Genomic DNA, 26725 nt, shown 5'->3' on the forward strand with positions numbered 1-26725 from the left:
WTTTTTTTTCTTCGTGACGCAGCGCATGCCCACCAACATCATGAGCCATCTTCGGATACGATCCTGATCCTGCAGGATCGCAGGGACGACGACATTCAGTGGCGAAAGAACATCATATATTCGTTGCACTATGCAGTCATACGATTCAAGAGAGATCCAGATGCGAGGTCCTCTCTTAGAGCGATGGGCATACTATCCTACTGCAAGAGCTTTGCTGATTGTTGTAAGTCAAAGCTCAAAGAGCGCTATCAAGGCTTCCCTGACTTCAACGACGAGGCGCTGTTATTGAGCCTTCAGGCAAAGGCCGACGAAATCACGGTGGCAGAGCAGATCATTGCGAATCGCCAGAATGCGTCGATCACCAAAGCGGCAGCATCGAGAACCGTTGTCCTAGCATTCGTTGCCATCGTAGTGGCCACCATTGCTATTTTAATTCAGCCGCGGATCTCAAATGAGGAGAGAGCAAATTTTCCTCATCTCTTTCAGATGAGCACCTTTGCTGCAGAAAATTTCTTCAACTTCATAGGAGCATCGGCACTAGTTGTCGGGGTCACCTGGTTCACCACTGCATTCAACATGGCCATGGACAACCGCCGTTTGGGGCGCGCCCTGCTCGAGGCAACTTACGTGCGTAAGAAGAGCGCTATCGCGCTGCTTTTCCTGAGTGGAATGCTCGTAGTCGGTGGAACAGTTTGGATATTTAAGCCTGCAGTCCTCAGCTTGCTCCAAATTGTCGCCGGGATCTTCCGGCTGTTCGCTCCCACCTAAGCGAACGCCCAGAGGTCATTCATCGTCCATCTCGAGCGTGGTGCTCTCCCCTGTCGAGGTGTCCGTCGCCTCAATTTCAACCGTTCGGCCAGTGCGCCGAATGCTGTCTACGTCATATTCTTTGTAACCCTGGTCGCTGTCGTACACTTCTATGGTTCGGCCGGATCGAACAAGTTGGCCTCGCTCAATCTCAACGCTCGAGCCGGTGGTCGTGTTGGCACCGTCCCACGCGAATGCTTGCGACCCGGCGACCGAGGCGGTCAGAACCGCGAGCAATAAGCTTCGGCGCATCACGAAGACATCTCCTGCTTACCCGGGGGGAATCGGCTCTTGGACCGTAGATGAAAGGATAGCGAACGTTTGCCTGGTGGTTACGCGGTGGTTCCTAGCCTGAGGACAGACAGGATTAGAAAAACGGCGCGCATAGAAAACACAACTGAAACAAAGAGATAAATGGTGCCGCAAGAGGGATTCGAACCCCCGACCCCGTCATTACGAATGACGTGCTCTACCGACTGAGCTATTGCGGCGAACCCTGCCGGACCCGGCGAGGCCGGCCCCGATACGCGCGCTCCTGATATCGGGCATGGCCCGAATTGGCAAGGACAAGCGGGGCGCGAAATGCGCCTTACGCGCCCCAGCGGGACCAGAATCCGCGCCAGCCGCCAGCCTGGGCCTTCGGCGTGCCGATTTGTTCCGTAAATTCATCGCTCGGACCCTCGTCATCGATCCCGGGATCATCAGGGGCGCGGACGATCGGGATGATGGCCTGGATCGGCGCCGGTGCAGGCTGGCCGAGGTCGGCGCGGGTCCGGAACACCGGCGTTGCTGCCGCCGGCGCTGATTCGGCTGGCACCGGGGTCGGTTTGGCCGGCTCAGCGGACGTGACGATCAGCTCTTCCTTGACGGCTTCTTTGACCTCAGGGGGCGAATTGTCCTGTGCGGCCGGCACCGGATCCGGTGCAGTCACGGGCGGTTCCACCGGGCTTTCGCTCGAAGGTGCGGTCACCCGCTTCGGCGGCGGGGCCGCCAGCATGGCTTCCTCGAAGGCCGAGGATTCGATCATGGGCCCCTTGTCGGAAGGCAGGCTCGCAACCGGCGTCTGCCACTGGAAGGCGTCGAGGCGGCCGGTGACCGGGGAGATCGGGCGCCAGCGGTCGCTGACATAGCCGTCCGCGGTCCAGGCCGGATCATGGCGGGCACGCACCGCGCGCAGCGTCCAGGCGCGGGCGCGGCCGCTGTCGCCATGCTCGGTGCGCTCGACCTCGGCCATGAGCAGCGCCACGCGCTGGGTCGGATCGCTGACGTAAGGCGCCAGCACCTCGCGCGCGCGCGCGAATTCGGAAGCATCGATCGCGGCGCGCGCGATCGCGAGTTGGCCCTCGATGTGGCCAGCCTTGGCGGCAGACGTCTTGGCTGCGAGCGCCTCGACGCGCTGCAAGCGCTGCCGGGCGGAATCACCGAGCTTCACATGCGCGTAGGCCTCAGCGAGATCAGGGTGCGGATTGGCGAGCCAGGCGGCCTCGACCAGCTTCATGGCGCGGCGCACCTGATGCGCCTCGCTCTCGAATTTTGCCGCAAGCACCGCGGCAGGTACCAGGGTCGGCGCCAGCTTGACCGCCTCCATCACGCTCTCGCGCGCGACACCGCGGTCGGTCGTTTCCAATTCCAGCGCGCGCGCCGTCAGCAGCACGCCGCGCTGGCGGCGATAGGCCTGTTTGTCGATCAAGCCCGCGGACAGATTCGAATCGAGGATCGCGAGCGCGCCGCTCCAGTCGCCGCGGGCGCAGCGGAATCCGAGCACTGCATGCGAGGCCCAGGTCGAGGATGGCGACAGCTTGATCGCTTCCTCCGCGATCATCACCGCGCCGACCGCATCGTCGGCGCGCTGCGCCTCGATGAACAGGCCGCGCAGGCCGAGCAGGCGCGTGTCCTCGCGCTCGGCCATGGCGCGGAAGGCGCGCTGCGCCTCATCGCGATTGCCTTCAAGCTGGGCGGATTGCGCGTGCAGCAGAAGCGCGAGCGGATCATCCGGCGCATGCCGCCGCGCCGCTTCCGCGTGCCGGCGGGCGAGCGCGGTGTCGCCATGACCGATTGCGAGCAGGCCGTGGGTGATGGCGTGGCGGCCGCGGGCGTGGCGCTTTTCGTGACGGCGGCGGCGCAAACGCCCCGGCGTGCGCCAGATCGTCGTCAGGATGCTCCAGACGAGCACGACGGCCGCGGCAAAAAGGCCGAGCAAAAGCACGAACCTGGGAAACGTCGTTGAGGCGCGGAGACCGCCCCAGGTCAGGACGAAATCGCCGGACTGGTCGGCAACCCAGGCCGCGCCGGCCGCCGCCAGCGCAATCAGGACGAGGAACAGGACGATGCGAAGCATGGCGATCCCTATTACGCGCTAGTTATTGCGCGAACCTTATTGAGCAGGCTTGATTGGATCAGACTTGGCGAGATCCGCCATGGCATCGTCGGCGAATTTGCGGGAGGCCGCGAGCGCGGCGTCGCGAGCAGCGGCCTTGTCGAGCCAGGCCTGCGCCGGTGCACGATCGGCCTCGGGCAGCGTCTTCAGCTCGCGCCGGGCCTCCACGAAATCGTTGCGGAGCGCCGCGGCGGTGACCCGCGCGACGATGGCGCCGCGATCATTGCCAACGCCGTCGGTGCGCTCGATGCGGACAAGCTTCGACGCCCCGGCCTGCAGACGCTCGACGATGCCGGCGCCGCCGGGTGGGGCTTCGGCCGGCGGAGAGAGTTTGGGTACGATGTTGAGGAGCTCGCGGCTCAGCGCGACCGGTGTCGGGATGCCTGACGATGCGAATGTGTCGAGCGGCTTCAGCGCGTCGGGCTCGGCGGCAAGCGACCGCGCCGCGACCAATTGCGATTCGTACGGGTCGCCATGGCGGACAGCGACGTCGAGCAGGGCCGCCGCCACCACATGGCGCAGCGGCTGGTCGTCCATCGTCTTGGCACTGGCGATCTTTTCGCCCTGCTGCGCGATCTCGGCACGCTCGGTCTTGCTGGCGCGCTCGAGCTGCGCGATACGGTCGTTGAGGGCGGCAAGATCAGGCGCCGCAGCGCGCGGCGCAGATTTCACGTCGTTCAACGCGCTCGCAGTCTTGTCGGACTGCGCGCGCAGATTGGCGATGTCGCTGCGCAGTGCGCCAACGGATTTTTCCAGCGCGTCGATCCGCGTCGCCATGGCCGGATCTGCGACCGGCTTGCCAGCCTTGGCTTCGACCGCAGCAACGCGACCACTCAGCGCGTCGACCGTCGCGCTTGTCACTTGCGGCGCGGCAGGGGGCGCCTGCACCGCGGGCCAGCCCAGCATCCAGCCGACCGCAATCACGAGTGCCGCGGCTACCGCGCCCGAGAAGGGCGCAATGACCCAAGGCGAAATCGGCGACGAAATCGGCGGCGACGCAGGCGTGGACGCCACGGAAGGCTGCTCCTCGGCGGGCTCGGAGTGAGGCTCGGCCTTGGTTTCTTCGAACTTGGTCTCTGCGGAGTTGGCCTGCTCATCCGCGGCCTGCTCGCTCGTCAGCTGAGCCTCCGGCTCGCCCGCCACCTCCTGCGGCTGGGTCGAGATTTCTGCCGCCTCGAGGTCGATGGTGGGCGGAGTGCGCTTGGCACGGCCGGACTCGGGGGCCAATCCTGCGTCTTCAGGCTTGTCGTCGGCCATCGTGACGGTTCCTCACACTTGCGTACCCGGGGCGGACCCGATTGCGTCGGATTCGGCTCGCCCTCTTACGCCAAACGGGTGCGCAAAGCACGCTCCAAGGTGTCGAACAGGGCATTTTCGTCCGGAGTCGCCGCCACCAGAACCTGCGACGCGCCGGCGTCGCGCAGCACGCCCGCGACCGTCTCGGACAAGCAGCATTGCGGGATCGCCAGCGCCGAGATTTCGACGCCTTCGTCCCGTGCGGCATCCAGGAAGGCCCGCGCGCTGCGCCGTGAGTAATGCAGCACGGCCTCGATCCCATGTTCGGCAAAGCCCTCGCAGACCTCGCGCGGCAATATCTTGACCGGCGCCATGCGATAGGTGGTCTGCGTGACCACGTTGAATCCTTCGGCGCCGAGTTCGCCACCGAGATCGCGCGAAAGATCCGCGCCTGCAAGATAAAGCAGTGTGCTTTTCTTCTTCAGCACCTTGTCGCGCGCGCTCTGCATCACCTTGTCGCGCAAGGCCACGGCATCGCCGCCGGCGACGATCACCTCGGCGAAGCCGGCGTCCCGTGCCACGGCGGCGGTGTGTTCGCCGACCGCGAACAGCGGAAGCTGCAAGAGGCCAAGGTCCCGCAATTGCGGTGCGACGGCGCGGATCGCGTTGGCCGACGTGACGATGACGGCGCCATAGCCCGCCTCGCTCTCGTCGTGGAAAGCGACTGGCTCGAACTTGAGCACCGGCGCGAGCAGCACCACATGACCCCGCGCGTGGAGATTTTCCGCCGTCGCCTCGTTGTCGGGATGCGGCCGTGTGACAAGAATGGACATCGCTTGTGTTCCCGGGGACGTGGCGGTGACGCATTCGCGAGGATGGCCGCGCGTGACGATTGCGCAGGCCGACCCCGGAATGCTACCGGACGTACCAGAACTCTGCTTTACGGATGAGCGCAAGGGCGCAAATTGGATAACAATTCGCCAATGCTGGTACTGGGCATCGAAACCACCTGCGACGAGACCGCCGCGGCCGTGATCGAACGCGCGCCTGACGGCAGCGGCAAGATCCTGTCCAATATCGTGCGATCGCAGGTCGAGGAGCACGCCCGTTTCGGCGGCGTCGTGCCGGAGATTGCAGCCCGCGCGCATGTCGATCTGCTCGACGGCATCATCGACCGCGCCATGCGCGAGGCCGGTATCGGCTTCGCCCAGCTCGACGGTGTCGCGGCGGCCGCGGGACCGGGCCTGATCGGCGGTGTCATCGTCGGGCTCACCACCGCGAAAGCGATCGCCATGGTGCATGACACGCCGCTGGTCGCTGTGAACCATCTCGAGGCGCATGCGCTGACGCCGCGCCTCACCGATGGAATCGAATTCCCCTACTGCCTGTTCCTCGCCTCGGGCGGCCATACCCAGATCGTCGCGGTCACCGGCGTCGGCCACTATGTGCGGCTCGGCACCACTGTCGACGATGCGATCGGCGAAGCCTTCGACAAGGTCGCGAAGATGCTGGGCCTGCCCTATCCCGGCGGACCGCAGGTCGAGCGCGCGGCGGCAAATGGCGATGCCACGCGGTTCGCGTTTCCGCGGCCGATGCAGGGACGCCCCGATGCCAATTTCTCGCTGTCGGGATTGAAGACGGCGGTGCGCAACGAAGCCAGCCGACTCACGGAGATCACACCGCAGGACATCAGCGACCTCTGCGCGAGCTTCCAGGCCGCCGTGCTGGATTCGACGGCCGACCGGCTGAGTGTTGGTCTCAAGCTTTTCAACGAACAATTCGGCGCGCCACGCGCGCTCGTGGCCGCCGGCGGCGTCGCCGCCAATCAGGCGATCCGCGGCGCCCTGCATGACGTCGCGCGACAGACCAAGACGCAACTGATCATGCCGCCGCCTGCGCTCTGCACCGATAACGGCGCGATGATCGCATGGGCCGGCGCCGAACGCCTCGCGCTCGGCCTGACCGATACAATGGAAGCGCAACCCCGTGCACGCTGGCTGCTGGATGCCAATGCGACGGCGCCGGCAGGCTACGGCAACACGCGAGCGGGATTCTGAATGCTGTGGTGTCGCTACGAGCTCCGCTTCACCTCGCCCCGCTTGCGGGGAGAGGTCGGATTGCATCGGAGATGCAATCCGGGTGAGGGGGACTCTCCGCGATTCTTTCTGTCACCGTCCTTGCGGAGACTCCCCCTCACCCCGACCCTCTCCCCGCAGGCGGGGAGAGGGAGTGGAGGAATCGAGCGATGACCGCGTTCCAATCCGTCGCGGTGATCGGTGCAGGCGCCTGGGGGACGGCACTGGCGACGGTGGCGGCGAGGGCAGGGCGGAGCGTGACGCTCTGGGCGCGCAATGCCGAACATGCGACCCGAATCGCATCGACACGCGACAATCCGCGGCTGCCCGGCGTACGGCTTGCGCCGGAGATCATCGTGGCGAACGATCTCGCCATGGCCGCACACGCCGACATGCTGCTGATCGCGACTCCGGCACAGCATCTGCGCGGCGCCGTCAACATGCTGGCCTTGCATCTGGCGAAGCCGGTGCCGATCGTCGCCTGCGCCAAGGGCATCGAGCACGGCACCCACAAATTCATGACGGAAGTGATCGCCGAGGCCGCCCCTCACGCGCAGCCGGCGATCCTGTCGGGTCCGAGTTTTGCCGACGATGTCGCAGGCGGCTTGCCGACGGCCGTGACGCTGGCGGCGAAGGACGAGGCACTGGCCAGCAGCCTGGTGCAGGCGCTGGGTTCGCCGACATTCCGCCCCTATCACTCCACAGACATTCGCGGCGTCGAGATCGGCGGCGCGGCCAAGAACGTGCTCGCGATCGCGGTCGGCATCGCGGTCGGGCGCAAGCTCGGCGCGTCCGCCCAGGCTGCGCTCACGACCCGCGCCTTTGCCGAGCTGACGCGCCTCGGCCGCGCACTCGGCGCGCGCAGCGAGACGCTCACGGGCCTGTCCGGTCTCGGCGATCTGATCCTGACGTGCTCAAGCCCGCAATCGCGCAATTTCGCGCTCGGGCTCGCGCTCGGGCGTGGCGAGCAGCCGCCAGCCGGCAAGCTCGCCGAGGGCGAGTTCACCGCCCCCCGTGCTGATCGAGCTCGCAGCTTCGCAAAACGTCGAGATGCCGGTATCAGAAGCGGTCGCTTCGATCCTGAGCGGCCGGAGCACGATCGACGCCGCGATTTCAGGACTTTTGACGCGCCCCTTCAAGGCAGAGGAATGAACATGGCGTACTGGCTGGTGAAATCCGAACCGTCGGTGTGGTCCTGGGACCAGCAAGTGGAAAAGGGCGCCAAGGGCGAGGCCTGGACCGGCGTGCGCAATTACACTGCGCGCCAGAATCTCGTGAACATGAAGAAGGGCGACAAGGCATTCTTCTATCATTCCAACGAGGGCAAGGAGATCGTCGGCATCGCCGAGATCGTCAAGGAAGCCTATCCCGACCCGACCGACAAGACCGAAAAATTCGTCTGCGTCGATATCAAGGCCGACAAGCCTTTGAAGACGCCGGTGACGATGGCCGCGATCAAGGCGGAGAAAAAGCTCGCCGACATGGCGCTGGTGAAATATTCGCGCCTGTCGGTGCAGCCGGTGACAGCCGAGGAGTGGAAGCTCGTCTGCAAGATGGGCGGGGTTTGAGCTTATTCGAACCTACGTCTCCGGCAGCGCGAACACCTCGCATGGCGCAGCGATGCCACGGAGTGCATGCGCGCCGAGCGCGATCAGAGGGGTATCCGTCTCAGCAGCGAGCGCGCCCGACACCAGCACGGTCTTGCCGAGCTGCTTGCACAGACCTTCGAGGCGGCTGGCGAGATTGACGGCGGGACCGATCGCCGTGAAGTCGAGACGGTTGGCGGCGCCGATATTGCCCCAGAGTATCTCGCCGAGGTGAAGGGCCGCACCGAACGCGAGTGGCGGCAGGCCTTGGGCCCGGCGCTCGCCGTTGAGATGGGCCATGCCGGCCCTGGCCGCGCCTGCCGCACGCAGAGCGGCATCGCACGCACTGCGCGGTGACGCCTCGATCACCGGAAAGATCGCCAGTACGCCGTCGCCGATGAATTTCAGCACCTCGCCGCCAAAGGCATGAACGGCGCCGGCGATGCGATCGAACCAGGCGTCGAGCGCCGCGATGACATCGGCGGGCGCATTCGATTCAGACAAGGACGTGAAATTGCGCAGGTCCGCATAAAGCAGCGCGGCCTGAATGGTCTCGCCGAGATCACGTCGCAAGGGCGCCGCCAGCACCCGCTCCGCGCTACGCTTGCCAAGATAGGCATCCAGCGTCGCGCGCAAGGTGGCGCGCGCAGCGAGCACGGCGAGGGGCGTCGCGGCGAAACGCGCGGCCTGACGCAATTGCTCAATCTCATCTGCAGTGAACGGACGCGGCCCGATCCAGCCGAGCAACGGCCCACCTTGCCGTCCGACAATGTCTTCGTGGACTTCGCCGCCCGCGATGTCGCGCAGCCAGCGGCGACCGGCATCGTTCGGCGGATCGGGCGCAAGGCCGCTCGGTGCGAAACCGAGCGCTTCGATCACCGTGCCGCTCTCGGCGCGCCAGAGCCAGGTCCGCTTTGCGATCAGCGGATGCGGCACCTCCAGCGTCAAGGCGCCGCCCGCAAGCGGCACGCCGTCGGCGACCAGATGCGCGCCGAGTTCCGTAAGCAGGCGGTCGGCTCCGCGACTATCCGAGGCGGCATCGACGAGCCAGGCGAGGGTCGGGGAGAGTTGCATGGCCCGATGATGGCGAAGACTGGCCGTCTTTGTCACGGGCAATCCTTGACGGGGCGCTGCGGCGCCGCCATGTCCCAGCGGCAGCCGAGGGAGGATCGCCGATGACCGAACCGTTCGTAGTGCGACGCGAGACCCAGATTGCGGCTCCGCGCGCCACCGTCTTCGCCTATTTGACCGACCCCGAGAAGATCCTGAGCTGGATGGGCTCGGATGCGACCACGGAGCCGCATCCCGGCGGGGTCTACCTGCTCAAGGGTATCGGCCCGCGCGGCGGCGTCGGTCGCGGCGCGTTCCGAGAGGTCGTGCCGGTGCACCGCCTGGCCTATACGTTCGGCTGGGAAGGCGGTCAGGAAGTGCCACCCGGCTCGAGCCTGATCGAGATCGACCTGATCGAGCGCGACGGCGGCACGCTGCTGCGCTTGACGCACAGTGGCCTGCCGACCGAGGAACAGGCTGCCGCGCATGCGAAAGGGTGGGCGCACTATCTGGGACGGCTCACGACCGCAGCGGCCGGCGGCGATCCCGGCCCCGACAAGGGTATTTCACACGAAATGTAGCGATGCGGCGGGTCAAACCGCCGCGGTCGCGACCACCTGCTGCAAAAGCTGCTCGCGTCTCGCCTGCGAACGCTGGCCCTTCATGGTCGCGGCGAAGCGTTCAAGGATGCCGTCCTCGAAGGCGGTGACGATGGTGTCGTGGACGTAGCTCTTGCGGCAGATCGCCGGCGTGTTGGAGAGCTTGTCGGCGGCCGCGCGGATCGCGTCCAGCACCTGCTTCTTGCGGCCGCGCTGACTGGTCGCCGGCGTGATCCGCGACAGCGATTCCACGACCACGGCAGAGGCCATCAGCGTGCGGAAATCCTTCAGCGAAATCTTGATGCCGGCGATCTCGCGCAAGAACGCGTTCACCTGCGTGGTGTTGACCGCGCGCACGATGCCATAGGCATCGCGATACTGGAACATGCGCTTGCCCGGAACGCTGCGCAGGATGCCGATGGCGCGCACCAGCTTGGCGGCGTCACATTCTTTCCGCACCGCCTTGCCGCCCTTCGCCTTGAAGGTCAGCACGAAGGAATCCTCTTCGAGCGTGACGTTCGACTTCAGCATCGTGGTGGCGCCGCGGGTGCCGTTGAGACGGGCGTAGGATTCGTTGCCGGGGCGGATCGCGGTGCGCGCGATCAGCTCGATCACGGCCGAGAGCGCGAATTCACGCGTCGGCTCGTCGCCCGACAGGAACATCGAGACCTTGCGCCGGATCTTTGGCAGCGCGCCGACGAGCTTTTCCAGGCGATGCGCCTTGCGGTGCTCGCGGACCTTCTCCCAGTCGGCGTGATAGCGGTATTGCAGCCGGCCCGCGGCATCTCGCCCCACCGCCTGGAGATGCGAACTCGGATCGGCCGAGTAACGCACCTCGCGATAGGCCGGAGGCACCGCCATGGCGTGCAGCCGGCGGATGGTGCGGGCATCGCGGATATGGGCCCCGTTGGGACGGACGAAGGAATAGCCCTTGCCGCGCCTGATGCGGCGGATGGTCAGCCCATTCTGGTCGCCAAGCCGCAGGCCATGCTCCCTGGCGAGCGACTCGACCGTCGCCGTGGGCGCCGTGTCGTACATCTTTTTCGGGCTGGGACGGCCGGAAGTGGCTGGTTTCGGCCATTGTCCGAGGGCTTTGGCCAGCGCCATAGCGGCAGGATCGGCTGAAGCGGGCCGCATCGTCCCGAGATTCTGCTGATCCATCATAGTCTTAAGCCTTAGCCCTGTCTGTTATCGGTCAATGCCGCTGTTCTGATTTTTGTTCCGAGGGGTCTCTCCGGGCCCGGGTTGGCCATTTAGGGTGTTCCGAACGGCATTGCGAGTCCCGAATCAGTGAGAGACGGTTGCCAAATACCGCCGACAAGTGCATGGGGGCTCTGCGCGGCCTCTTCCTGGGCTTGGGGTAAAGCCCCCGAAAGCCGCCCCTCGGCCTGTTTCAGATCTGCGACAGTCGCACCAACAGGCGTTGATCCTGCGCATGGCCGGCCGCTCGCCGAAGGTTCAGCTTGTGCTCCTTGTCGGGCCCGGTTAGCCCGACGCATAATCGGTTGAACGATCAAGTCGGCTCGCCATTCACCAATGCTCGGCTGCCGTATCTGGAGGGAAAACATGTCCGAGAAGATCTACGACGTCTCTGCGGAATGGGCCAAGCGCGCCTGGATCGACCAGGCCAAGTACAAGGACATGTACGCCCGCTCGATCTCGGACCCGAACGCTTTCTGGGCCGAGCAGGCCAAGCGCATCGACTGGATGAAGGCGCCGACGAGAATCGAGAACGTCTCCTTCGCGCCCGGCAACATCTCGATCAAATGGTTCGAGGATGGCGTCCTCAACGTCGCCCATAACTGCATCGACCGGCATCTTCACAAGCGCGCCAACCAGACGGCGATCATCTGGGAAGGCGACGATCCCTCGCAGTCGAAGCACATCACCTACAAGGAGCTCCACGACGAGGTCTGCCGGATGGCCAACATCCTGCGCACCCGCAACGTCAAGAAAGGCGACCGCGTCACCATCTACCTTCCGATGATTCCGGAAGCGGCCTACGCGATGCTGGCCTGCGCGCGGATCGGCGCCATCCACTCCGTGGTGTTCGCCGGCTTCTCGCCCGACAGCCTCGCCCAGCGCATCAACGACTGCCAATCCAAGGTGATCATCACCGCGGACGAGGGCCTGCGCGGCGGCAAGAAGGTGCCGCTGAAGGCCAATGTCGACGTGGCGCTTGCCAAGACCGAAGGCGTCGACTGGGTCGTCGTGGTCAAACGCACCGGCGGCAAGATCGACATGAACCCGACCCGCGACCTCTGGTATCACGAGGCCGCCGCGATGGTGACAACGGAATGCCCGGCCGAGCACATGCACGCCGAGGATCCGCTGTTCATCCTCTACACCTCGGGCTCGACCGGCCAGCCCAAGGGCGTGCTGCACACCTCCGCCGGCTATCTCGTGTTCGCCGCGATGACACATCAATACGTGTTCGATTATCACGACGGCGACATCTACTGGTGCACCGCGGACGTCGGCTGGGTCACCGGCCACAGCTACATTCTCTACGGGCCGCTCGCCAACGGCGCGACCACGCTGATGTTCGAGGGCGTGCCGAATTATCCGGACAATTCGCGATTCTGGAACGTCATCGACAAGCACAAGGTCAACACCTTCTACACCGCGCCGACTGCGATCCGCGCGCTGATGCAGTCGGGTGACGAGCCCGTGAAGAAGACCTCGCGCGCTTCGCTCCGCCTGCTCGGCTCGGTCGGCGAGCCGATCAATCCGGAAGCCTGGGAGTGGTATTACCGCGTCGTCGGTGACGACCGCTGCCCGATCGTCGACACCTGGTGGCAGACCGAGACTGGCGGCATCTTGATCACACCACTGCCGGGCGCAACAAAGCTGAAGCCGGGCTCGGCGACACAGCCGTTCTTCGGCGTGGTGCCGGAAATCGTCGACGCCGACGGCAAGGTGCTGGACGGCGAGACATCAGGCAATCTCTGTCTCACCCGCTCCTGGCCGGGCCAGATGCGTACGGTCTATGGCGACCACGCCCGCTTCGAGCAGACTTACTTCTCGACCTACAAGGGCAAGTATTTCACCGGCGACGGCTGCCGGCGCGATGCCGACGGCTATTACTGGATCACCGGCCGCGTCGACGACGTCATCAACGTTTCCGGCCATCGCATGGGCACGGCCGAAGTCGAGAGCGCGCTGGTCGCGCATGACAAGGTGTCGGAGGCGGCCGTCGTCGGCTTCCCGCACGACATCAAGGGCCAGGGCATCTACGCCTATGTGACCCTGATGTCCGGCGTCGAGCCGACCGACGATCTGCGCAAGGAGCTCGTCACCTGGGTGCGCAAGGAAATCGGCCCGATCGCCTCGCCCGACCAGATCCAGTTCGCGCCAAGTCTGCCCAAGACCCGCTCCGGCAAGATCATGCGTCGCATCCTGCGCAAGATCGCCGAGGACGAACCGGGCAGCCTCGGCGACACCTCGACCCTGGCCGATCCCGCCGTCGTCGACGACCTCGTCAAGAACCGGCAGAACAAGAAGTCGGCCTGAGCCAGACCTCGTGCCCCGGACGCAGCGCAGCGCTTCTTCAGCGGTGCGCTGCAGAGCCGGGGCCCATCGCACCAACAATATCCCCTCTGCGACGTGGGTCCCGGCTCTGCGGCGCGTCACACCGGACGATGCTTCGCATCGCCGGGACATGCCGCGCCGCGTCCGGGACACGCGGCCGCGTTTCGCGCGAACGCCCCCAAAATAACAGCCGTTCACACCCCTCACGCACTTGTCAGGGCGCTTGCCGCCGCCCCCGCACCTTTCCCGCCGAGTGTTGTTTTCAGGTCATTTACTTTATTTCGAACATTTTCTTTGTTCCGCCTGCTGGCTGGCCCCGGTGGCTGTGCGTGGAAACCATCCGGTTAACGGGCGCGGTTCAGAATGTCCCCAACAAGGACTCGGCGAGCCGGCGATTGCCGGGTTTTGCGTCAATTTGGACGATCCCGTTCGGGGCAAAGGGGACATTCATGTCGATGAAGATTGCTGTGGCGCTGGCCGCCACCATCGGGGCAGGGGTCTTGATGTCGACGGCGGCGCAGGCGCGGCCGGAAATGGTGGGGACGCACTTGGCCGATTATTCGCCGGGCACCATCGTGGTCAAAACCAATGAGCGGCGGCTTTATCTCATTCTCGATGACGGCCACGCCATGCGTTATCCGGTCGGCGTCGGCAAGTCCGGCAAGCAGTGGGCCGGCACCACCCGCATCGACGGCAAGTATCGCAATCCCGCCTGGTCGCCGCCCGCCGAGGTGAAGCGCGACAAGCCGAGCATTCCCGACGTGATCCCGGGCGGCTCGCCGCGCAACCCGATGGGGGTCGCGGCAATGACGCTGGCCGGCGGCGAATACGCGATCCACGGCACCAACGTGCCCGGCTCGGTCGGCGGCTTCGTCTCCTATGGCTGCATCCGCATGCTCAACGACGACATCACCGATCTCTACAGCCGCGTCTCCGTCGGCACGACGGTGGTCGTGACGCGCTGATCGCCGGGATCCAGGCAAGACAACAAAGCCGCGTCGAAAGACGCGGCTTTTTCGTTACCAGAAGCGCCAGCCTCTTGCGCACCAGCCGTCGCGGTGGCCGCCATTGTAGCTGCGCGCATAGCCGCCCGCGAGCAGCGCGGCCGAGACGTTGGCGGTGCGTTTGGTCGCGACGTCGGCGAGAACGCGCCCGTATTTGTCCTGGCCAAGATTGTAGATCGCGACGCCGCCCTGGCCGAGCAGGTTGCGCAGCGCATCGCTGGCGGCTTCGGCCTTGTCCAGTTCGTCCTGGCAGGATGCTTTCATCTCGGGTGCATCGATGCCGCGCAGCCGAACCCGCGCAACGAGATCGCGCCCGTCGCGCTGGTGCACGCGAGCGAGGAAGGTGTCGCCGTCGATGGTCCTGATAACGTCGACCGGTTGACGCACGTCGGAACCGCCGGACTGCTGCAGGATGATCGCGGCGTCTCGCGATTGTCCGTCATCCGCATGCGGAATGGGCCAGTTCGTCCCCTGGCGGAAGGCGAGCACGACGGTCATCACGACGCCGACCACGAACATCCACGGCAACAATCCGGAGAAGCGACGGCCGAACGGCGAGCCACTGTATGCTGGCCGGTATGGATGGCTGGGATCGAAGCGCGGCATCCACGCACGCTAGGGCTGAGTCGGCTGAACCGGCAAGCGCGCCTTAAGAGCAAGAGCGCCTTAAGACTTAAGAAGAGTGCCGTAAGACAAGCGCGCCTTAAGAAAAGAAGAGTGCGCCTCGAGAACCGGACCTCAAAAGTCGGAGGCGATGCCCTTGCGCTCCCAATCGCCGTAGCGGGTCGGCTCGGGCCCCTTCGGTCCCTGCAATTCCTTCGGCGCGGCCTTGGTGCCGTCCTTGGCGTGTGCAGCAGCGGCCTGCCGGCGCGCCTCGGCTTCGGCCAGCGCACGCTGGGCGGCCGGCGACAGCGGCTTGCGATCGGGAACGGAGGGCTGGTCACTCATCGTGCGGTTCCTAGCGCAGGATCAGAAAACGCGCGACGTCCAATAACGCATTGCTGAAATGGTCACAGCACGCTGTAAACGCGAGCGGCCATTCTTACATTTGGCATATTCGCGTGCCACATATCCCCTCCTCAAGGCATGCGCCCATTGCGGCGGAACTGCCGCTCGCTCAGAACCTTGCTTCCGCATGCCATCTCAACGTTTCGTTCCTCCGTCCGAAGTGCCCGGTCTCGCGGCGCGGCGGATTGCCGCCGATATCGTCGACGGCGTCCTGCACAAGCACCGCACGCTTGACGACCAGCTCGACGGCGGCGGCGCCCACCCCGGACTGAAGACGCTGGCCGACCGCGACCGCGCGCTGATGCGGCGCTTGGTCGCGACGGTGCTGCGCCGGCTCGGCACGCTCGGCCATGTGCTGTCTCGCCTGCTCGACAAGGGCATTCCCTCCGACGCGCCGCGCGCGCAGAGCGCGCTGTTGATCGGCGCCGCCCAGATCCTCTGGATGGACGTGCCTGATCACGCCGCGGTCGATCTCTCCGTTCGTCTCGTGCAATCCGATCGCCGCGCCGCGCGCTATGCCGGTCTCGTCAACGCCGTGCTGCGCCGCTGTGCGCGCGAGGGCCAGGCGCTGGTGGATGAAGTCGCAACACAATCGCTGGACCTGCCACCCTGGATGCTCGCGCGCTGGAGCGCGCATTACGGCGAGGCGACCGCAAGGGACATGGCGCTCGCACTTAGCCACGAGCCGTCGCTCGATCTCACCGTGAAGTCGGACGCCGCACAATGGGCGAGCCGCCTCCATGGCGAGACGCTGCCGACCGGCACGGTGCGGATGCTGCTGCACGGCTCGGTGACCATGCTGCCCGGCTTCGCCGAGGGGCAATGGTGGGTGCAGGATGCCGCCGCCGCGCTGCCGGCCCGGCTGTTCGGCGACATCAAGGGCAAGTCCATTGCCGATCTCTGCGCCGCCCCCGGCGGCAAGACCGCGCAACTGGCGCAGGCCGGCGCGCATGTCACAGCGATCGACCGCTCGCCCGCCAGAGTGGCACGCCTGCGCGAGAATCTGGCGCGGCTGTCGCTCCAGGCCGAGACTGTGGTCGCCGACGCCGTAGAATGGGCCGGTCCGGCCGAAGGCTTCGACGGCATCCTGATCGATGCGCCCTGCACTTCGACCGGTACGATCCGCCGCCATCCCGACGTCGCATGGCTGCGCCAGGAGTCCGACATCGCCGCTTTGACTGCGCTCCAGCAGCGGTTGCTGCGGAAATCACTATCGCTGCTCAAACCCGGCGGGACGCTGATCTACTGCACCTGTTCGCTGGAACCCGAGGAGGGTGAGCAGGCCGTGGCCGCGCTGCTGGCCGCGGAGCCTGCGCTTCGGCGCGTGCCGATCGAAGCGTCCGAGGTGTCGGGGCTCAGCGAGATCGTCACCGCCGATGGCGATTTGCGCACCCTGCCCAGCCATCTGCCGAACGCCGATCCCAAGCTCGGCGGGCTCGACGGATTCTACGCGGCCCGGCTCGTTAAATCCTGATTTTGCACCGGTTTTTGCCACGGCGCTGATTCGCGAGCCTTCAAGATGGTGTCGGACGTCCGATTTTGGGATTAAGAAGGATTCGTCGTTAATCCTCTCCCCCTTCAAGGCAAGGCGTGTCGGTCGCTCAACGCAGACGTATCTCGACGCTGGTCATGAACCGCTTCGCGCGGAACATGCTGTCGCGCGCGAGCGGCGGATCCGTTGCGCTGTCGCGGGTCTGGCCCGGCCGCACCGACCGGCTGATCATCGCGCCGCATGATCTGCGCACGGCGGATGCGACCCGCGCCGCCGAGATCTATGCCGGCCGCTTTGTCTTCGCCGGCAAGATCGTCAATTGCCATGGCCGCTCGATCTTCGATCTCGAGCCGCCGTCGGAGGATTGGGAGGTCGCGCTGCTCGGCTTCGGCTGGCTGCGTCACTTACGCGCCGCCGACACCGCGCTGACGCGGGCCAATGCGCGCGCGCTGGTCGAGGATTGGATCTCCAATCCCGCCAACAAGCGCCGGCCCGTCGCGCGCCGCGCCGACGTGCTGGCGCGCCGCGTGATCTCGCTGCTGTCGCAGGCGCCGCTGGTGCTCAACGACACCGACAACAAGTTCTATCGCCGCTATCTGCGCGCGCTGGCGCGCGAAATCCGCTTCCTGCGCTACACCATGCTCGACATTCCCGACGGGGTACCGAAGCTGCAGGTGCTGATCGCGCTGTGCTACGCCGCGCTGTGCCTCGCCAACCAGGCGAGTCACATCCGCAGCGCGTCGAAAAAACTCTCGGACGAATTGCAGCGGCAGATCCTGCCCGACGGCGGACACATCTCCCGCAACCCGGGCGCGCTGATCGAGCTCCTGATCGACCTGTTGCCGCTGCGGCAGACCTTTGCTGCGCGCAACATCGCGCCGCCGCCGGCGCTGCTCAACGCGATCGACCGCATGATGCCAATGCTGCGCTTCTTCCGTCACGGCGACGGCAATTTCGCGCTGTTCAACGGCATGAGCGCGACGCCTTCGGACCAGCTCGCCACATTGCTCGCCTATGACGACACCCACGGCGCGCCGATGGCGAACATGCCGCATACCGGCTTCCAGCGCCTTGATGCCGGCCAGACCACGCTGATCATCGACACCGGCCCACCACCGCCGGCCAGCGTCAGCCACGACGCTCATGCCGGTTGCCTGTCGTTCGAACTGTCCTCCGGCATCAGCCGCATCGTCACCAATTGCGGCATGCCGACCACGGGCCGCGACAACTGGCGACCGTTCGCGCGCGGCACGGCGGCGCATTCGACGCTGACCTATCACGACACGTCGTCATGCCAGTTCGTTGAGATGTCGGCGATGAAGCGGCTCCTGCACGGCGCACCTGTCACCAACGGCCCCGTCGAGGTCGAGAGCTATCGTGAGGTCGTGCAGAACGGCACGCTGCTCACGACGTCGCATGACGGCTATCTCGCCAAATTCGGCGCGATCCATCGCCGCGTGCTGATGATTGCCAATGACGGCGCGCGCCTCGACGGCGAGGACACGCTGTCACCGAGACAGGGCGGGCGTTTCAAGGGCGCTGACGCCGATTTCGCGCTGCGCTTCCACCTGCATCCGGCGGTCAAGGCGAGTCGACTGTCGGACGCCCACGGCGTCATGCTGGTGCTGCCGAACCGCGACGTCTGGACCTTCGAAGCGCTCGACGACAAGGTCGACCTCGAGGATAGCGTGTTCCTGGCCGGCAATGACGGCCCCCGCCGCACCGCCCAGATCGTGATCCGCCAGGACGCCCGTCAGGCCCCTTCGATCCGCTGGAGTTTTGTCCGCTCCACCGCCTCGCCGACGGTCACCAATGCCCGCCGCAACGCGCGGCGGGAGCCGGAACTCCCGCTGTAAGCGCGCGCGATCTGGCCCTATCTGATCGTTGTGAAGGGCGGCGAAAGCTGCTAACCAACGCGCGCCCGCGCAACTGGCGACCTTGGATGGAGCACCATCGGGAAGCGCGGGACATAGCTGCCGCGCGCCTGGGCATAGGTACTCCCTTCAACAGAGGATCTTGCTCATGACTGACCATCCCCGCCGCGTCACCCGCGCCCTGCTTTCCGTTTCCGACAAGACCGGCCTGATCGAATTCGCAAAGGCGCTTGCCGCGCATGGCGTCGAACTGGTCTCGACCGGCGGCACCGCCAAGGCGATCGCCGCGGCGGGCCTCAAGGTGAAAGATGTCTCCGAGCTGACCGGCTTCCCCGAGATGATGGACGGCCGCGTCAAGACACTGCATCCGAAGGTGCATGGCGGCCTGCTGGCGATCCGTGACAACAAGGACCACGCGGAAGCGATGAAGGCGCACGACATCGCACCGATCGATCTCCTCGTCGTCAATCTCTATCCGTTCGAGGCGACCGTCGACAAAGGCGCGGGCTTCGAGGATTGCATCGAGAACATCGACATCGGTGGCCCCGCGATGATCCGCGCCGCCGCGAAGAACCATGACGACGTCGCCGTCGTGGTCGAGGCGCAGGACTATCAGGCCGTGCTCGACGAGCTCGCGGCCAACAATGGCGCGACGACGCTGAAGCTGCGCCGGCGACTGGCCGCCAAGGCCTACGCGCGCACCGCGGCCTATGATGCCGCGATCTCGAACTGGTTCAACCGCCAGCTCGAGATCGACGCGCCCGACTTCCGCGCCTTCGGCGGCAGGCTGATCCAGTCGCTGCGCTATGGCGAGAACCCGCACCAGACCGCGGCATTCTATGCCACGCCCGACAAGCGCCCCGGCGTCTCCACCGCACGGCAGCTCCAGGGCAAGGAGCTCTCCTACAACAACATCAACGACACCGATGCGGCCTATGAGTGCATCGGCGAGTTCGACGCCAAGCGCACCGCGGCCTGCGTCATCGTCAAACATGCCAATCCTTGCGGCGTCGCCGAGGGCTCCGACCTTGTCAGCGCTTATCGCAAGGCGCTCGCCTGCGATTCCACTTCGGCCTTCGGCGGCATCATCGCGATGAACCGTGCGCTCGATGCGGACACCGCGCGCGAGATCACCAAGATCTTCACCGAGGTGATCATCGCCCCCGACGCCAGCGAGGAAGCGATCGCCATCATCGGCGCCCGCAAGAACCTTCGGCTGCTGCTCGCGGGCAGCCTGCCCGACCCGCGCGCGCCCGGACTGACCGCCAAGACGGTCGCCGGCGGTCTGCTCGTGCAGAGCCGCGACAATGCCGTGGTCGACGACATGACTTTCAAGATCGTGACCAAGCGTGCGCCGACCGACGCTGAAATGCGCGACCTGAAGTTCGCGTTCCGCGTCGCCAAGCACGTCAAGTCCAACACCATCATCTACGCCAAGGATCTCGCCACCGTCGGCATCGGCGCGGGCCAGATGAGCCGCGTGGATTCAGCGCGGATCGCGGCGCGCAAGGCGCAGGATGCGGCCAATGAGCTGAAGCTCGCCGAGCCGCTCACCAAGGGCTCGGTCGTGGCATCGGATGCGTTCTTCCCCTTCGCCGACGGCATGCTCGCCTGCATCGAAGCCGGCGCCACCGCCGTGGTGCAGCCCGGCGGCTCCATGCGCGACGATGAAGTGATCAAGGCCGCCGACGAGCACGGCATCGCCATGGTGTTCACGGGAACGCGGCACTTCCGGCACTAAGTCGAACGGCGTGACCTGCTGCAAGAGCGACGCCGATCCCATCGACTTCGTCATTGCGAGCCAACGGGGCCGCGCTTCGCGCGGACCCGTTGGCTCCTCGCAATGACGGCGGTGGGATTGCGTAGTGCGGCTAATCCTTCACCCGCATCAACAGCCCCAATCCCGCGACGAAAAACACCACCAGCACGGCCATGCCGGCCTTCTGGCTCGCCGTGACCGCCGTGATCATGCCGATCAGGAGCGGGCCGATGAAGGACGTTACTTTCCCCGTCAACGCAAACAGCCCGAAATACTGCGCGATGCAATCCTTCGGTGCGAGACGGATCAGAAGCGAGCGCGAGGCGGCCTGGAGCGGACCACCGGCGGCGCCGATGAGACAGCCCAGCACGAGATAGGCGCGCTCCGCGGCGGCGCCGAACAGCGGGCCACCCGGCTCGGGCGGCGCGACCTTGATCAAGAAGATCGAATCCTTGTCGACCAGCAGGATCGCGGCGAGCGCCAGCAGCAGGATCAGCATGCTGCCGGCGATGACGCGCTTCGGTCCCAGGAGATCGTCGAGCTTGCCGCCGAGCCATGCGCCGAAGGTACCTGCAATCGCCAGGATGATTCCGAACATACCGATCTGGATCGTGTGCCAGCCGAAGGTGCCCGCGGCATAGATGCCGCCGAAGGCAAACAGCGAGACCAGGCCATCGGTGTAGATCATGTTGGCAAGCAGAAATGCCGCGAGCGATTTGCGCTTCGGCAAATCCCTGAGCGACTGTCTCAGCCCGTACAGACCTTCGCGCAGCGCCAGGCGCACCGGACGCCGCGCCGGATAGTCCGGCGTGAACAGGAACATCGGCGTCACGAAGATGATGAACCACAGCCCGGTCAGGGGCCCCGCGGCCCGGTCGCCCTGGTGAGTTGCGGGATCGAGCCCGAACAGCGGCTTGAAGCCGAGCAGCGTGCGGCCGGTTTCCGGATTGGCGGCGAGGAAGCCGAGCACGATGATCAGGCTGACGATGCCGCCGATGTAGCCGGTGGCCCAGCCGGTGCCGGAGAGACGGCCGATCCGCTCCGGCGGCACCAGGGTCGGCATCATCGCGTTGTTGAAGACGGTGGCGAATTCCGCGCCGACGCTGGCGAGCGCGACCGCGATGAGCAGCGGCGGAATGATGGCGTGATCGCCGGGCTTGCCGATCCACAACGCGCAGGATGCAACCACCAGCAGCGCGCCGAAGCCGGCGATCCACGGCTTTCTGCGGCCCGCAGCATCCGCGATGGCGCCGAGCACCGGCGACATCAGCGCGATCGCAAGGCCCGCAGCGGCCATCGCAAAGCCCCACAACGATTGGCCGGTGGCAGGATCTGGCGCGATGCTGGTGGCGAAATACGGCGCGAACACGAAGGTCGTGATCAGAGTGAAATAGGGCTGTGCGGCCCAGTCGAAGAAGATCCAGCTGACGACGGCGGAGCGCGGCGGATAGGTCTGCAGCGCCCCCACTCGCGCATCCGAGGCGATCGTCGTCATCGTCCAGTCCCCATCACGAACAGTTTTGTCTCTCTTAGCGCAAACCGTATAGCATTGCAGCGGCGCATGTGCATTTGGCCCGGGGGCGCGGCGGAAGTTTGATGATGTCAGCATATTCGACACGGCGGACATTTTTTTGCAGTCATCGCCACTTTGGCGTTTGGTCTTGCGCCTGCAGCCGCGCAGGATGCGCGGCGGGCCTATGTCCCACCGACACTCGATACCGTGCACGCCGTCCCCGCCGAACACGGCATGGTGGTGGCGCAGGAGAAGATTTCTGCGCAAGTCGGCGCCGATATTTTGCGACGCGGCGGCAATGCGGTCGATGCTGCGGTTGCCACCGGCTTTGCGATGGCGGTGACTTATCCCCGCGCCGGCAATATCGGCGGTGGCGGCTTCATGGTGATCCATTCCGCCGAGCGCAACGAAGACATCACGATCGATTACCGCGAGACCGCACCGGCGGCGACTACGGCACAAACTTTCCTCGGACCCGACGGCAAGCCAGATGCGGCGAAGTCGCGCGATTCGGCGCTCGGCGTCGGCGTGCCCGGCACCGTGTCGGGTCTCGCACTGGCGCTGGAGAAATACGGCTCGGGCCAGTTCACGCTGCCGCAATTACTCGAGCCCGCGATCGCGCTTGCCCGCGACGGCTTTGTCGTCAGCGACGACATCGCCGATACCTTGCCAGGCTGGCACCGGCGGCTCGCGCGCTGGCCGTCCTCGGCCAAAATCTTCTCGCGACCTGATGGCGCGCCGCTCGGCGAAGGCGACAGGCTGGTGCAGAGCGATCTCGGCGAAACGCTGTCCGCTGTGGCAGCGCAAGGTCCGCGCGGCTTCTATGAAGGCGCAGTTGCAGACAAGCTCGCCAAGGCCGTCTCCGATGCCGGCGGCATCATGACGCCGGCTGACCTGAAATCCTATCAGGCGGTGATCCGTGCGCCGGTGCGCGGCACTTATCGCGGCTACGACATCGTCTCGATGCCGCTGCCTTCCTCCGGCGGCGTGGTGCTGGTCGAGACACTCAACATCCTCGAAGGCTTTCAGCTCGCCGATTTGAAGCAGGGCTCGCCGGCATCGCTGCATCTGCTGATCGAAGCCATGAAGCGCGCCTATGCGGACCGTGCGCGCTATCTCGGCGATCCCGCCTTCGTCAACGCACCGATCGAAACGCTCACTGCGAAAGACTATGCGGCCAAACTGCGCGCGGGCATTTCTGCCGATCGCGCCACACCGTCGAAGCAGCTCGTATCCGCCCCTCCTGCGCCGCGTGAGGGCACCAACACCACACATTTCTCCGTCGTCGATGCCCGCGGCAATGCCGTCAGCAACACCTACACGCTGAACTTCAGCTATGGTGTTGGCCTCGTCGCCGAGGGCACCGGCGTGCTGCTCAACAATGAGCTCGACGACTTCACCGCGGCGGTGGGCGCTTCCAATGCCTACGGCCTCGTCGGCTTCGAGCCCAATCTGCCCGGACCCGGCAAGCGGCCGCTGTCCTCGATGTCACCGACCATCGTGCTGAAGGACGGCAAGCCGGTGCTGGTGACGGGCTCGCCCGGCGGCAGCCGCATCATCTCGACCGTGCTCCAGGTCATCGTCAACGTCCTCGACTACAAGATGGATGTGGCGGCGGCCGTTGCCGCCCCGCGGCTGCATCATCAGTGGCTGCCGGACGAAGTGCGCGTCGAGAGCGGCTTTCCCGACGACGTGCTGTTTGAGCTGAAGGCGATGAACCACCTCCTCGTCGAGCCGATGGGGCAGACGTCGGCCAATTCGATTCTCGTGACGCCGAACGGGCCGCTCGGCGCGCCCGATCCGCGCACGCGCGGTGCCGAGGCGGCCGGGCAGTAACCCGGCCGCGGCATGATACGACCGCCAGCGCCGGCTTGCGCTGGCTGCCACGCGTGCTACCACCGCGCAGTTTTGGGAATTGCCGGGAAAACGCACATGAGCACAGCCGATCCGACCCAGCATATCGAGCGCGCGGAGATCGAAGACACCAGTCTTCTTGCCTTCTATCGCGACATGAACAACGCCGAGCGACGGACGTTCTGGGCCTGCGCGGCAGGCTGGGCGCTCGACGGCATGGACTTCATGATCTATCCGCTGGTGATCGGCACCATCATCGCACTGTGGAAGGTCGATGCGGCCTCGGCGGGTCTGGCCGGCACGGTGACGCTGCTGGCCTCGGCGATCGGCGGCTGGCTCGGCGGCTATCTCTCCGACCATATCGGCCGGGTCAGGACACTTCAGATCACCATCATCTGGTTCTCGTTCTTCTCGCTGGTCTGTGCCGTCGTGCAGAACTTCGACCAGCTTCTGATCGCGCGCGCTGTACTGGGCCTCGGCTTCGGCGGCGAGTGGGCGGCGGGCGCCGTGCTGATGGGCGAGGCGATCCGGCCACAATATCGCGGACGCGCGGTCGGCTCGGTGCAGTCGGGCTGGGCAGTCGGCTGGGGTCTTGCGGTGCTGTCGCAGGCGATCCTGTTCTCGCTGATGCCGGCGGAGACGGCGTGGCGCTGGATGTTCGTGATCGGCGCGCTTCCGGCGCTGCTGGTGTTCTACATCCGCCGTTCCGTCACCGAGCCGGAGATCGCGGCTGAGGCGCGCGCCAAGCAGGCCGCGAGCGGCGATCGTCCGGCGCTTTGGGAAATCTTCTCAGGCCCGATCCTGAAGACCACGATCCTTGCGTCACTGGCGGCGACGGGCTGCCAGGGTGGCTACTACGCCGTCACCTTCTGGGTGCCGCAATTCCTGACCAAGGAGCGGCACCTGTCGATCGTCGGCTCGACCGGCTATCTGTTCACGCTGATCATCGGCTCCTTCATCGGCTATCTCGTCGGTGCCTGGCTCGCCGACCGAATCGGACGGCGCAACCTGTTCCTGATCTTCTCGATCGGCGCCATGGCGGTGGTGCTGCTCTATACGCAGCTGCCGCTCACCAACGAGATCCTGTGGGTGCTCGGTTTCCCGCTGGGCTTCTTTGCGTCGGGCTATTTCTCCGGCATCGGCGCGTTCCTGACCGAGCTCTATCCGACGCGGCTGCGCGGCTCCGGCCAGGGCTTTTGCTACAATTTCGGCCGCGGCATCGGCGCGCTGTTTCCGTTCCTTGTCGGCGCACTGTCGGCGACGACGTCGCTTGCGAATGCGATCGCGATCTTCGCGGTGGTGGCCTACGCGGTGTTCTTCATTGCCGCCTTCGCACTGCCGGAGACACGCGGCCGCGTGTTGCACGCGGATTAGCATCGGGCTGTCATTCCGGGGCACGCGAAGCGTGAACCCGGAATCTCGAGATTCTCAGGTGCGCAATTGCGCACCTGAGTTCGCCCTTCGGGCGCCCCGGAATGACGGAGACTAGCTACCGTCCCACCTGATACGGCCCACCCTTTTCCAGCGCTTTGGCGTACGCCGGCCGCGCGTGAATGCGTTCGAGGAACGCCATCGCCTTGGGGTGGCCCTGCTCAAGCCCGCCGCGCGCCTGGGCTGCTTCCAGCGGAAAGCTCATCTGGATATCGGCCGCGGTGAATTCGCTGCCGGCGAACCATTCGCTCTTTCCCAGCTCGCCTTCCCAATAATCCATATGCTGCTTGAGCTGCGGATTGACCAGCGCGGTCAGCGCCTGGTTCGAGACCTTGCGCACCAGCGGACGAAGCAGCGCAGGCGCGCGCTTCGGCATCAGCGTAAACAGCAGCTTCAAGAGCAGCGGCTGCATCGCCGACCCCTCCGCATAGTGCAGCCAATAGGTGTAGCGCAGCCGCTCCGGCGTGTTCGGCGGGGGGATCAGCCGGCCGTTGCCGTAGGTGGTGATGAGATATTCGATGATCGCGCCTGATTCGGCGATGGTGTTGCCGTTGTCGGTGATGACAGGCGACTTGCCGAGCGGATGGATGGCGCGCAGCTCCTTCGGCGCGCGCATGTCCGGCTGGCGCTGATAGCGCACGATCTCGTAGGGCACGCCCAACTCCTCGAGCAGCCACAGCACGCGCTGCGAACGGGAATTGTTGAGGTGATGAACGGTCAACATCGCGGAGGTCCCCCAGGCTAGGCGTCGTCGTCGGCCGCGCGTTCGTGCCAGCCCGGGAACACAATGTCGAGCCGTCCGGACGGATATTTTCACCCGGGTATATTGACGCGGACTATTTACCCGGGTATTAAGCTGCCAACGCGATCAATATGACAATGATTCCGATGCAATTCACCGCTTTCATCGGCCGGCGTCGGCTGGCCTCCGGCCCGGCCGGCGAGGTCGCACTTGCCGTCAAGCGGGCCGGGACGCGGCCGGACGAGCCGATCATCATCTTCGACGACGGGACGGGCCGGTCGGTCGATTTCGACCTGCGCGGCGAGGATCGCGAGGTGCTGGCGCGGCTGGCGAAGCTTATGCCGCCGCCACCGAGCGAGGTAGCCGAAGCACCGAGCGAGCCGCGCGGCCGCGGCCGGCCGAAACTCGGCGTCGTCGCGCGCGAAGTGACGTTGCTGCCGCGGCACTGGGAGTGGCTCAACGCGCAGCCGGGCGGCGCCTCGGTCGCGCTGCGGAAGCTCGTCGACGAGGCGCGGCGCGCAAGCGGCGACAAGGACCGCGAGCGGAAGGCGCGCGATGCGGTCTATCACTTCATGTCGACCATGGCGGGCAATCTGCCGCAGTTCGAGGAAGCTTCGCGCGCGCTGTTCGCAGATGACCGGCGGCGCTTCACCGGACTGATCGCGGACTGGCCCGCCGACATCCGCGACCACATCGTCAAGCTCGCCTACAGCGACCGCGCTTAGGCGCAACACCTTCTCTCACCCCATCGATGGCCGGGCCACGCATGCTTCGCGTGGCAACGGCT

Annotated in this window: 21 protein-coding genes, 1 tRNA gene, 2 pseudogenes and 1 riboswitch; of the genes and pseudogenes, 13 read left to right on the plus strand and 11 right to left on the minus strand. The window is 65.7% G+C overall.

Features of this window, described 5'->3' with window-relative positions; genetic code table 11:
* Positions 1-768 (plus strand): hypothetical protein (locus tag AC630_RS45275; protein WP_167561149.1); only part of this gene is annotated, 768 nt, incomplete at its 5' end.
* Between the two features lie 15 nt (positions 769-783).
* On the opposite strand, the gene AC630_RS07700 is transcribed toward AC630_RS45275, so the two are convergent.
* The 5 genes from AC630_RS07700 to AC630_RS07720 form a co-directional block, all read right to left on the minus strand.
* Positions 784-1059 carry a DUF5334 family protein gene (locus tag AC630_RS07700; RefSeq protein ID WP_074117899.1) on the minus strand — a complete coding sequence of 92 codons (276 nt, stop codon included), beginning with the start codon at positions 1057-1059 and terminating at the stop codon, positions 784-786.
* Positions 1060-1222: 163 nt separating this feature from the next.
* Positions 1223-1298, minus strand: a tRNA-Thr gene (locus AC630_RS07705).
* A gap of 98 nt (positions 1299-1396) precedes the next feature.
* Positions 1397-3145: a heme biosynthesis protein HemY gene (locus tag AC630_RS07710; RefSeq protein ID WP_074117900.1), complete on the minus strand. Its 1749-nt coding sequence runs from the start codon at positions 3143-3145 to the stop codon at positions 1397-1399.
* 36 nt (positions 3146-3181) lie between these two features.
* Positions 3182-4441 carry a COG4223 family protein gene (locus tag AC630_RS07715; protein ID WP_074117901.1) on the minus strand — a complete coding sequence of 420 codons (1260 nt, stop codon included), beginning with the start codon at positions 4439-4441 and terminating at the stop codon, positions 3182-3184.
* Between the two features lie 65 nt (positions 4442-4506).
* Complete coding sequence (locus tag AC630_RS07720; protein ID WP_074117902.1) at positions 4507-5253, minus strand: uroporphyrinogen-III synthase; 747 nt, start codon at positions 5251-5253, stop codon at positions 4507-4509.
* 150 nt (positions 5254-5403) lie between these two features.
* On the opposite strand from AC630_RS07720, the gene tsaD reads away from it, so the two are divergent.
* From tsaD to AC630_RS07735, 3 genes and pseudogenes are all read left to right on the plus strand, one after another.
* Entirely contained in the window at positions 5404-6477 is a 1074-nt protein-coding gene (tsaD, locus tag AC630_RS07725) for a tRNA (adenosine(37)-N6)-threonylcarbamoyltransferase complex transferase subunit TsaD (protein ID WP_074117903.1), read from the plus strand.
* A 188-nt stretch (positions 6478-6665) separates the two neighbouring features.
* Positions 6666-7647: pseudogene (locus AC630_RS07730) on the plus strand (NAD(P)H-dependent glycerol-3-phosphate dehydrogenase).
* Positions 7648-7664: 17 nt separating this feature from the next.
* Positions 7665-8063 (plus strand): annotated as a pseudogene (locus AC630_RS07735) (EVE domain-containing protein); the annotation flags it as partial.
* A 12-nt stretch (positions 8064-8075) separates the two neighbouring features.
* Here AC630_RS07735 and AC630_RS07740 read toward each other — a convergent pair.
* Positions 8076-9155, minus strand: a complete 1080-nt coding sequence (locus tag AC630_RS07740) for an adenylate/guanylate cyclase domain-containing protein (protein ID WP_074117905.1) — start codon at positions 9153-9155, stop codon at positions 8076-8078.
* A gap of 101 nt (positions 9156-9256) precedes the next feature.
* On the opposite strand from AC630_RS07740, the gene AC630_RS07745 reads away from it, so the two are divergent.
* A complete protein-coding gene (locus AC630_RS07745) occupies positions 9257-9712 on the plus strand; it encodes an SRPBCC family protein (protein ID WP_074117906.1) in 456 nt (151 codons plus the stop codon).
* A gap of 12 nt (positions 9713-9724) precedes the next feature.
* Here AC630_RS07745 and AC630_RS07750 read toward each other — a convergent pair whose 3' ends face one another.
* Entirely contained in the window at positions 9725-10894 is a 1170-nt protein-coding gene (locus tag AC630_RS07750) for a DNA topoisomerase IB (protein ID WP_074117907.1), read from the minus strand.
* A 402-nt stretch (positions 10895-11296) separates the two neighbouring features.
* Between AC630_RS07750 and acs the strand changes: the two genes are divergently transcribed.
* Both acs and AC630_RS07760 read left to right on the plus strand, forming a co-directional pair.
* Complete coding sequence (acs, locus tag AC630_RS07755; RefSeq protein ID WP_074117985.1) at positions 11297-13243, plus strand: acetate--CoA ligase; 1947 nt, start codon at positions 11297-11299, stop codon at positions 13241-13243.
* A 467-nt stretch (positions 13244-13710) separates the two neighbouring features.
* Positions 13711-14226 carry a L,D-transpeptidase gene (locus AC630_RS07760; protein WP_074117908.1) on the plus strand — a complete coding sequence of 172 codons (516 nt, stop codon included), beginning with the start codon at positions 13711-13713 and terminating at the stop codon, positions 14224-14226.
* 54 nt (positions 14227-14280) lie between these two features.
* Here AC630_RS07760 and AC630_RS07765 read toward each other — a convergent pair whose 3' ends face one another.
* Positions 14281-14871 carry a thermonuclease family protein gene (locus AC630_RS07765; protein WP_074117909.1) on the minus strand — a complete coding sequence of 197 codons (591 nt, stop codon included), beginning with the start codon at positions 14869-14871 and terminating at the stop codon, positions 14281-14283.
* A 132-nt stretch (positions 14872-15003) separates the two neighbouring features.
* Positions 15004-15213: a DUF1674 domain-containing protein gene (locus AC630_RS07770; RefSeq protein ID WP_074117910.1), complete on the minus strand. Its 210-nt coding sequence runs from the start codon at positions 15211-15213 to the stop codon at positions 15004-15006.
* 187 nt (positions 15214-15400) lie between these two features.
* Here AC630_RS07770 and AC630_RS07775 point away from each other — a divergent pair, with 187 nt between their 5' ends.
* From AC630_RS07775 to purH, 3 genes are all read left to right on the plus strand, one after another.
* Positions 15401-16747: an RsmB/NOP family class I SAM-dependent RNA methyltransferase gene (locus tag AC630_RS07775; RefSeq protein WP_074117911.1), complete on the plus strand. Its 1347-nt coding sequence runs from the start codon at positions 15401-15403 to the stop codon at positions 16745-16747.
* A 155-nt stretch (positions 16748-16902) separates the two neighbouring features.
* Positions 16903-18621, plus strand: coding sequence for a heparinase II/III family protein (locus tag AC630_RS07780; RefSeq protein WP_074117912.1), 1719 nt, complete (start codon positions 16903-16905; stop codon positions 18619-18621).
* A 59-nt stretch (positions 18622-18680) separates the two neighbouring features.
* Positions 18681-18762: riboswitch (ZMP/ZTP riboswitch) on the plus strand.
* Between the two features lie 25 nt (positions 18763-18787).
* On the plus strand, positions 18788-20380 hold the full coding sequence (purH, locus tag AC630_RS07785) for a bifunctional phosphoribosylaminoimidazolecarboxamide formyltransferase/IMP cyclohydrolase (RefSeq protein ID WP_074117913.1): 1593 nt from the start codon (positions 18788-18790) through the stop codon (positions 20378-20380).
* Positions 20381-20510: 130 nt separating this feature from the next.
* Here the strand turns inward: purH and AC630_RS07790 are convergent, their stop codons facing one another.
* Positions 20511-21893: an MFS transporter gene (locus tag AC630_RS07790; RefSeq protein WP_074117914.1), complete on the minus strand. Its 1383-nt coding sequence runs from the start codon at positions 21891-21893 to the stop codon at positions 20511-20513.
* A 153-nt stretch (positions 21894-22046) separates the two neighbouring features.
* Between AC630_RS07790 and ggt the strand changes: the two genes are divergently transcribed.
* Both ggt and AC630_RS07800 read left to right on the plus strand, forming a co-directional pair.
* Positions 22047-23747, plus strand: coding sequence for a gamma-glutamyltransferase (ggt, locus tag AC630_RS07795; protein ID WP_245330299.1), 1701 nt, complete (start codon positions 22047-22049; stop codon positions 23745-23747).
* A gap of 96 nt (positions 23748-23843) precedes the next feature.
* Positions 23844-25139, plus strand: a complete 1296-nt coding sequence (locus AC630_RS07800; RefSeq protein ID WP_074117916.1) for an MFS transporter — start codon at positions 23844-23846, stop codon at positions 25137-25139.
* A gap of 115 nt (positions 25140-25254) precedes the next feature.
* On the opposite strand, the gene AC630_RS07805 is transcribed toward AC630_RS07800, so the two are convergent.
* Positions 25255-25920: a glutathione S-transferase family protein gene (locus tag AC630_RS07805; protein ID WP_074117917.1), complete on the minus strand. Its 666-nt coding sequence runs from the start codon at positions 25918-25920 to the stop codon at positions 25255-25257.
* Positions 25921-26069: 149 nt separating this feature from the next.
* Between AC630_RS07805 and AC630_RS07810 the strand changes: the two genes are divergently transcribed.
* Positions 26070-26663 carry a DUF2239 family protein gene (locus tag AC630_RS07810; RefSeq protein WP_143197890.1) on the plus strand — a complete coding sequence of 198 codons (594 nt, stop codon included), beginning with the start codon at positions 26070-26072 and terminating at the stop codon, positions 26661-26663.
* Positions 26664-26725: the final 62 nt, after the last annotated feature.

It is taken from the genome of Bradyrhizobium sp. AS23.2 (assembly GCF_001908185.1).
GTDB lineage: Bacteria > Pseudomonadota > Alphaproteobacteria > Rhizobiales > Xanthobacteraceae > Bradyrhizobium.

Coding starts and splice junctions, on each gene's coding strand:
- AC630_RS07700 (WP_074117899.1), bottom strand. CDS start 1,059: ATGCGCCGAAGCTTATTGCTCGCGGTTCTGACCGCCTCGGTCGCCGGG.
- AC630_RS07710 (WP_074117900.1), bottom strand. CDS start 3,145: ATGCTTCGCATCGTCCTGTTCCTCGTCCTGATTGCGCTGGCGGCGGCC.
- AC630_RS07715 (WP_074117901.1), bottom strand. CDS start 4,441: ATGGCCGACGACAAGCCTGAAGACGCAGGATTGGCCCCCGAGTCCGGC.
- AC630_RS07720 (WP_074117902.1), bottom strand. CDS start 5,253: ATGTCCATTCTTGTCACACGGCCGCATCCCGACAACGAGGCGACGGCG.
- tsaD (WP_074117903.1), top strand. CDS start 5,404: ATGCTGGTACTGGGCATCGAAACCACCTGCGACGAGACCGCCGCGGCC.
- AC630_RS07740 (WP_074117905.1), bottom strand. CDS start 9,155: ATGCAACTCTCCCCGACCCTCGCCTGGCTCGTCGATGCCGCCTCGGAT.
- AC630_RS07745 (WP_074117906.1), top strand. CDS start 9,257: ATGACCGAACCGTTCGTAGTGCGACGCGAGACCCAGATTGCGGCTCCG.
- AC630_RS07750 (WP_074117907.1), bottom strand. CDS start 10,894: ATGATGGATCAGCAGAATCTCGGGACGATGCGGCCCGCTTCAGCCGAT.
- acs (WP_074117985.1), top strand. CDS start 11,297: ATGTCCGAGAAGATCTACGACGTCTCTGCGGAATGGGCCAAGCGCGCC.
- AC630_RS07760 (WP_074117908.1), top strand. CDS start 13,711: ATGTCGATGAAGATTGCTGTGGCGCTGGCCGCCACCATCGGGGCAGGG.
- AC630_RS07765 (WP_074117909.1), bottom strand. CDS start 14,871: ATGCCGCGCTTCGATCCCAGCCATCCATACCGGCCAGCATACAGTGGC.
- AC630_RS07770 (WP_074117910.1), bottom strand. CDS start 15,213: ATGAGTGACCAGCCCTCCGTTCCCGATCGCAAGCCGCTGTCGCCGGCC.
- AC630_RS07775 (WP_074117911.1), top strand. CDS start 15,401: ATGCCATCTCAACGTTTCGTTCCTCCGTCCGAAGTGCCCGGTCTCGCG.
- AC630_RS07780 (WP_074117912.1), top strand. CDS start 16,903: ATGAACCGCTTCGCGCGGAACATGCTGTCGCGCGCGAGCGGCGGATCC.
- purH (WP_074117913.1), top strand. CDS start 18,788: ATGACTGACCATCCCCGCCGCGTCACCCGCGCCCTGCTTTCCGTTTCC.
- AC630_RS07790 (WP_074117914.1), bottom strand. CDS start 21,893: ATGACGACGATCGCCTCGGATGCGCGAGTGGGGGCGCTGCAGACCTAT.
- AC630_RS07800 (WP_074117916.1), top strand. CDS start 23,844: ATGAGCACAGCCGATCCGACCCAGCATATCGAGCGCGCGGAGATCGAA.
- AC630_RS07805 (WP_074117917.1), bottom strand. CDS start 25,920: ATGTTGACCGTTCATCACCTCAACAATTCCCGTTCGCAGCGCGTGCTG.
- AC630_RS07810 (WP_143197890.1), top strand. CDS start 26,070: ATGACAATGATTCCGATGCAATTCACCGCTTTCATCGGCCGGCGTCGG.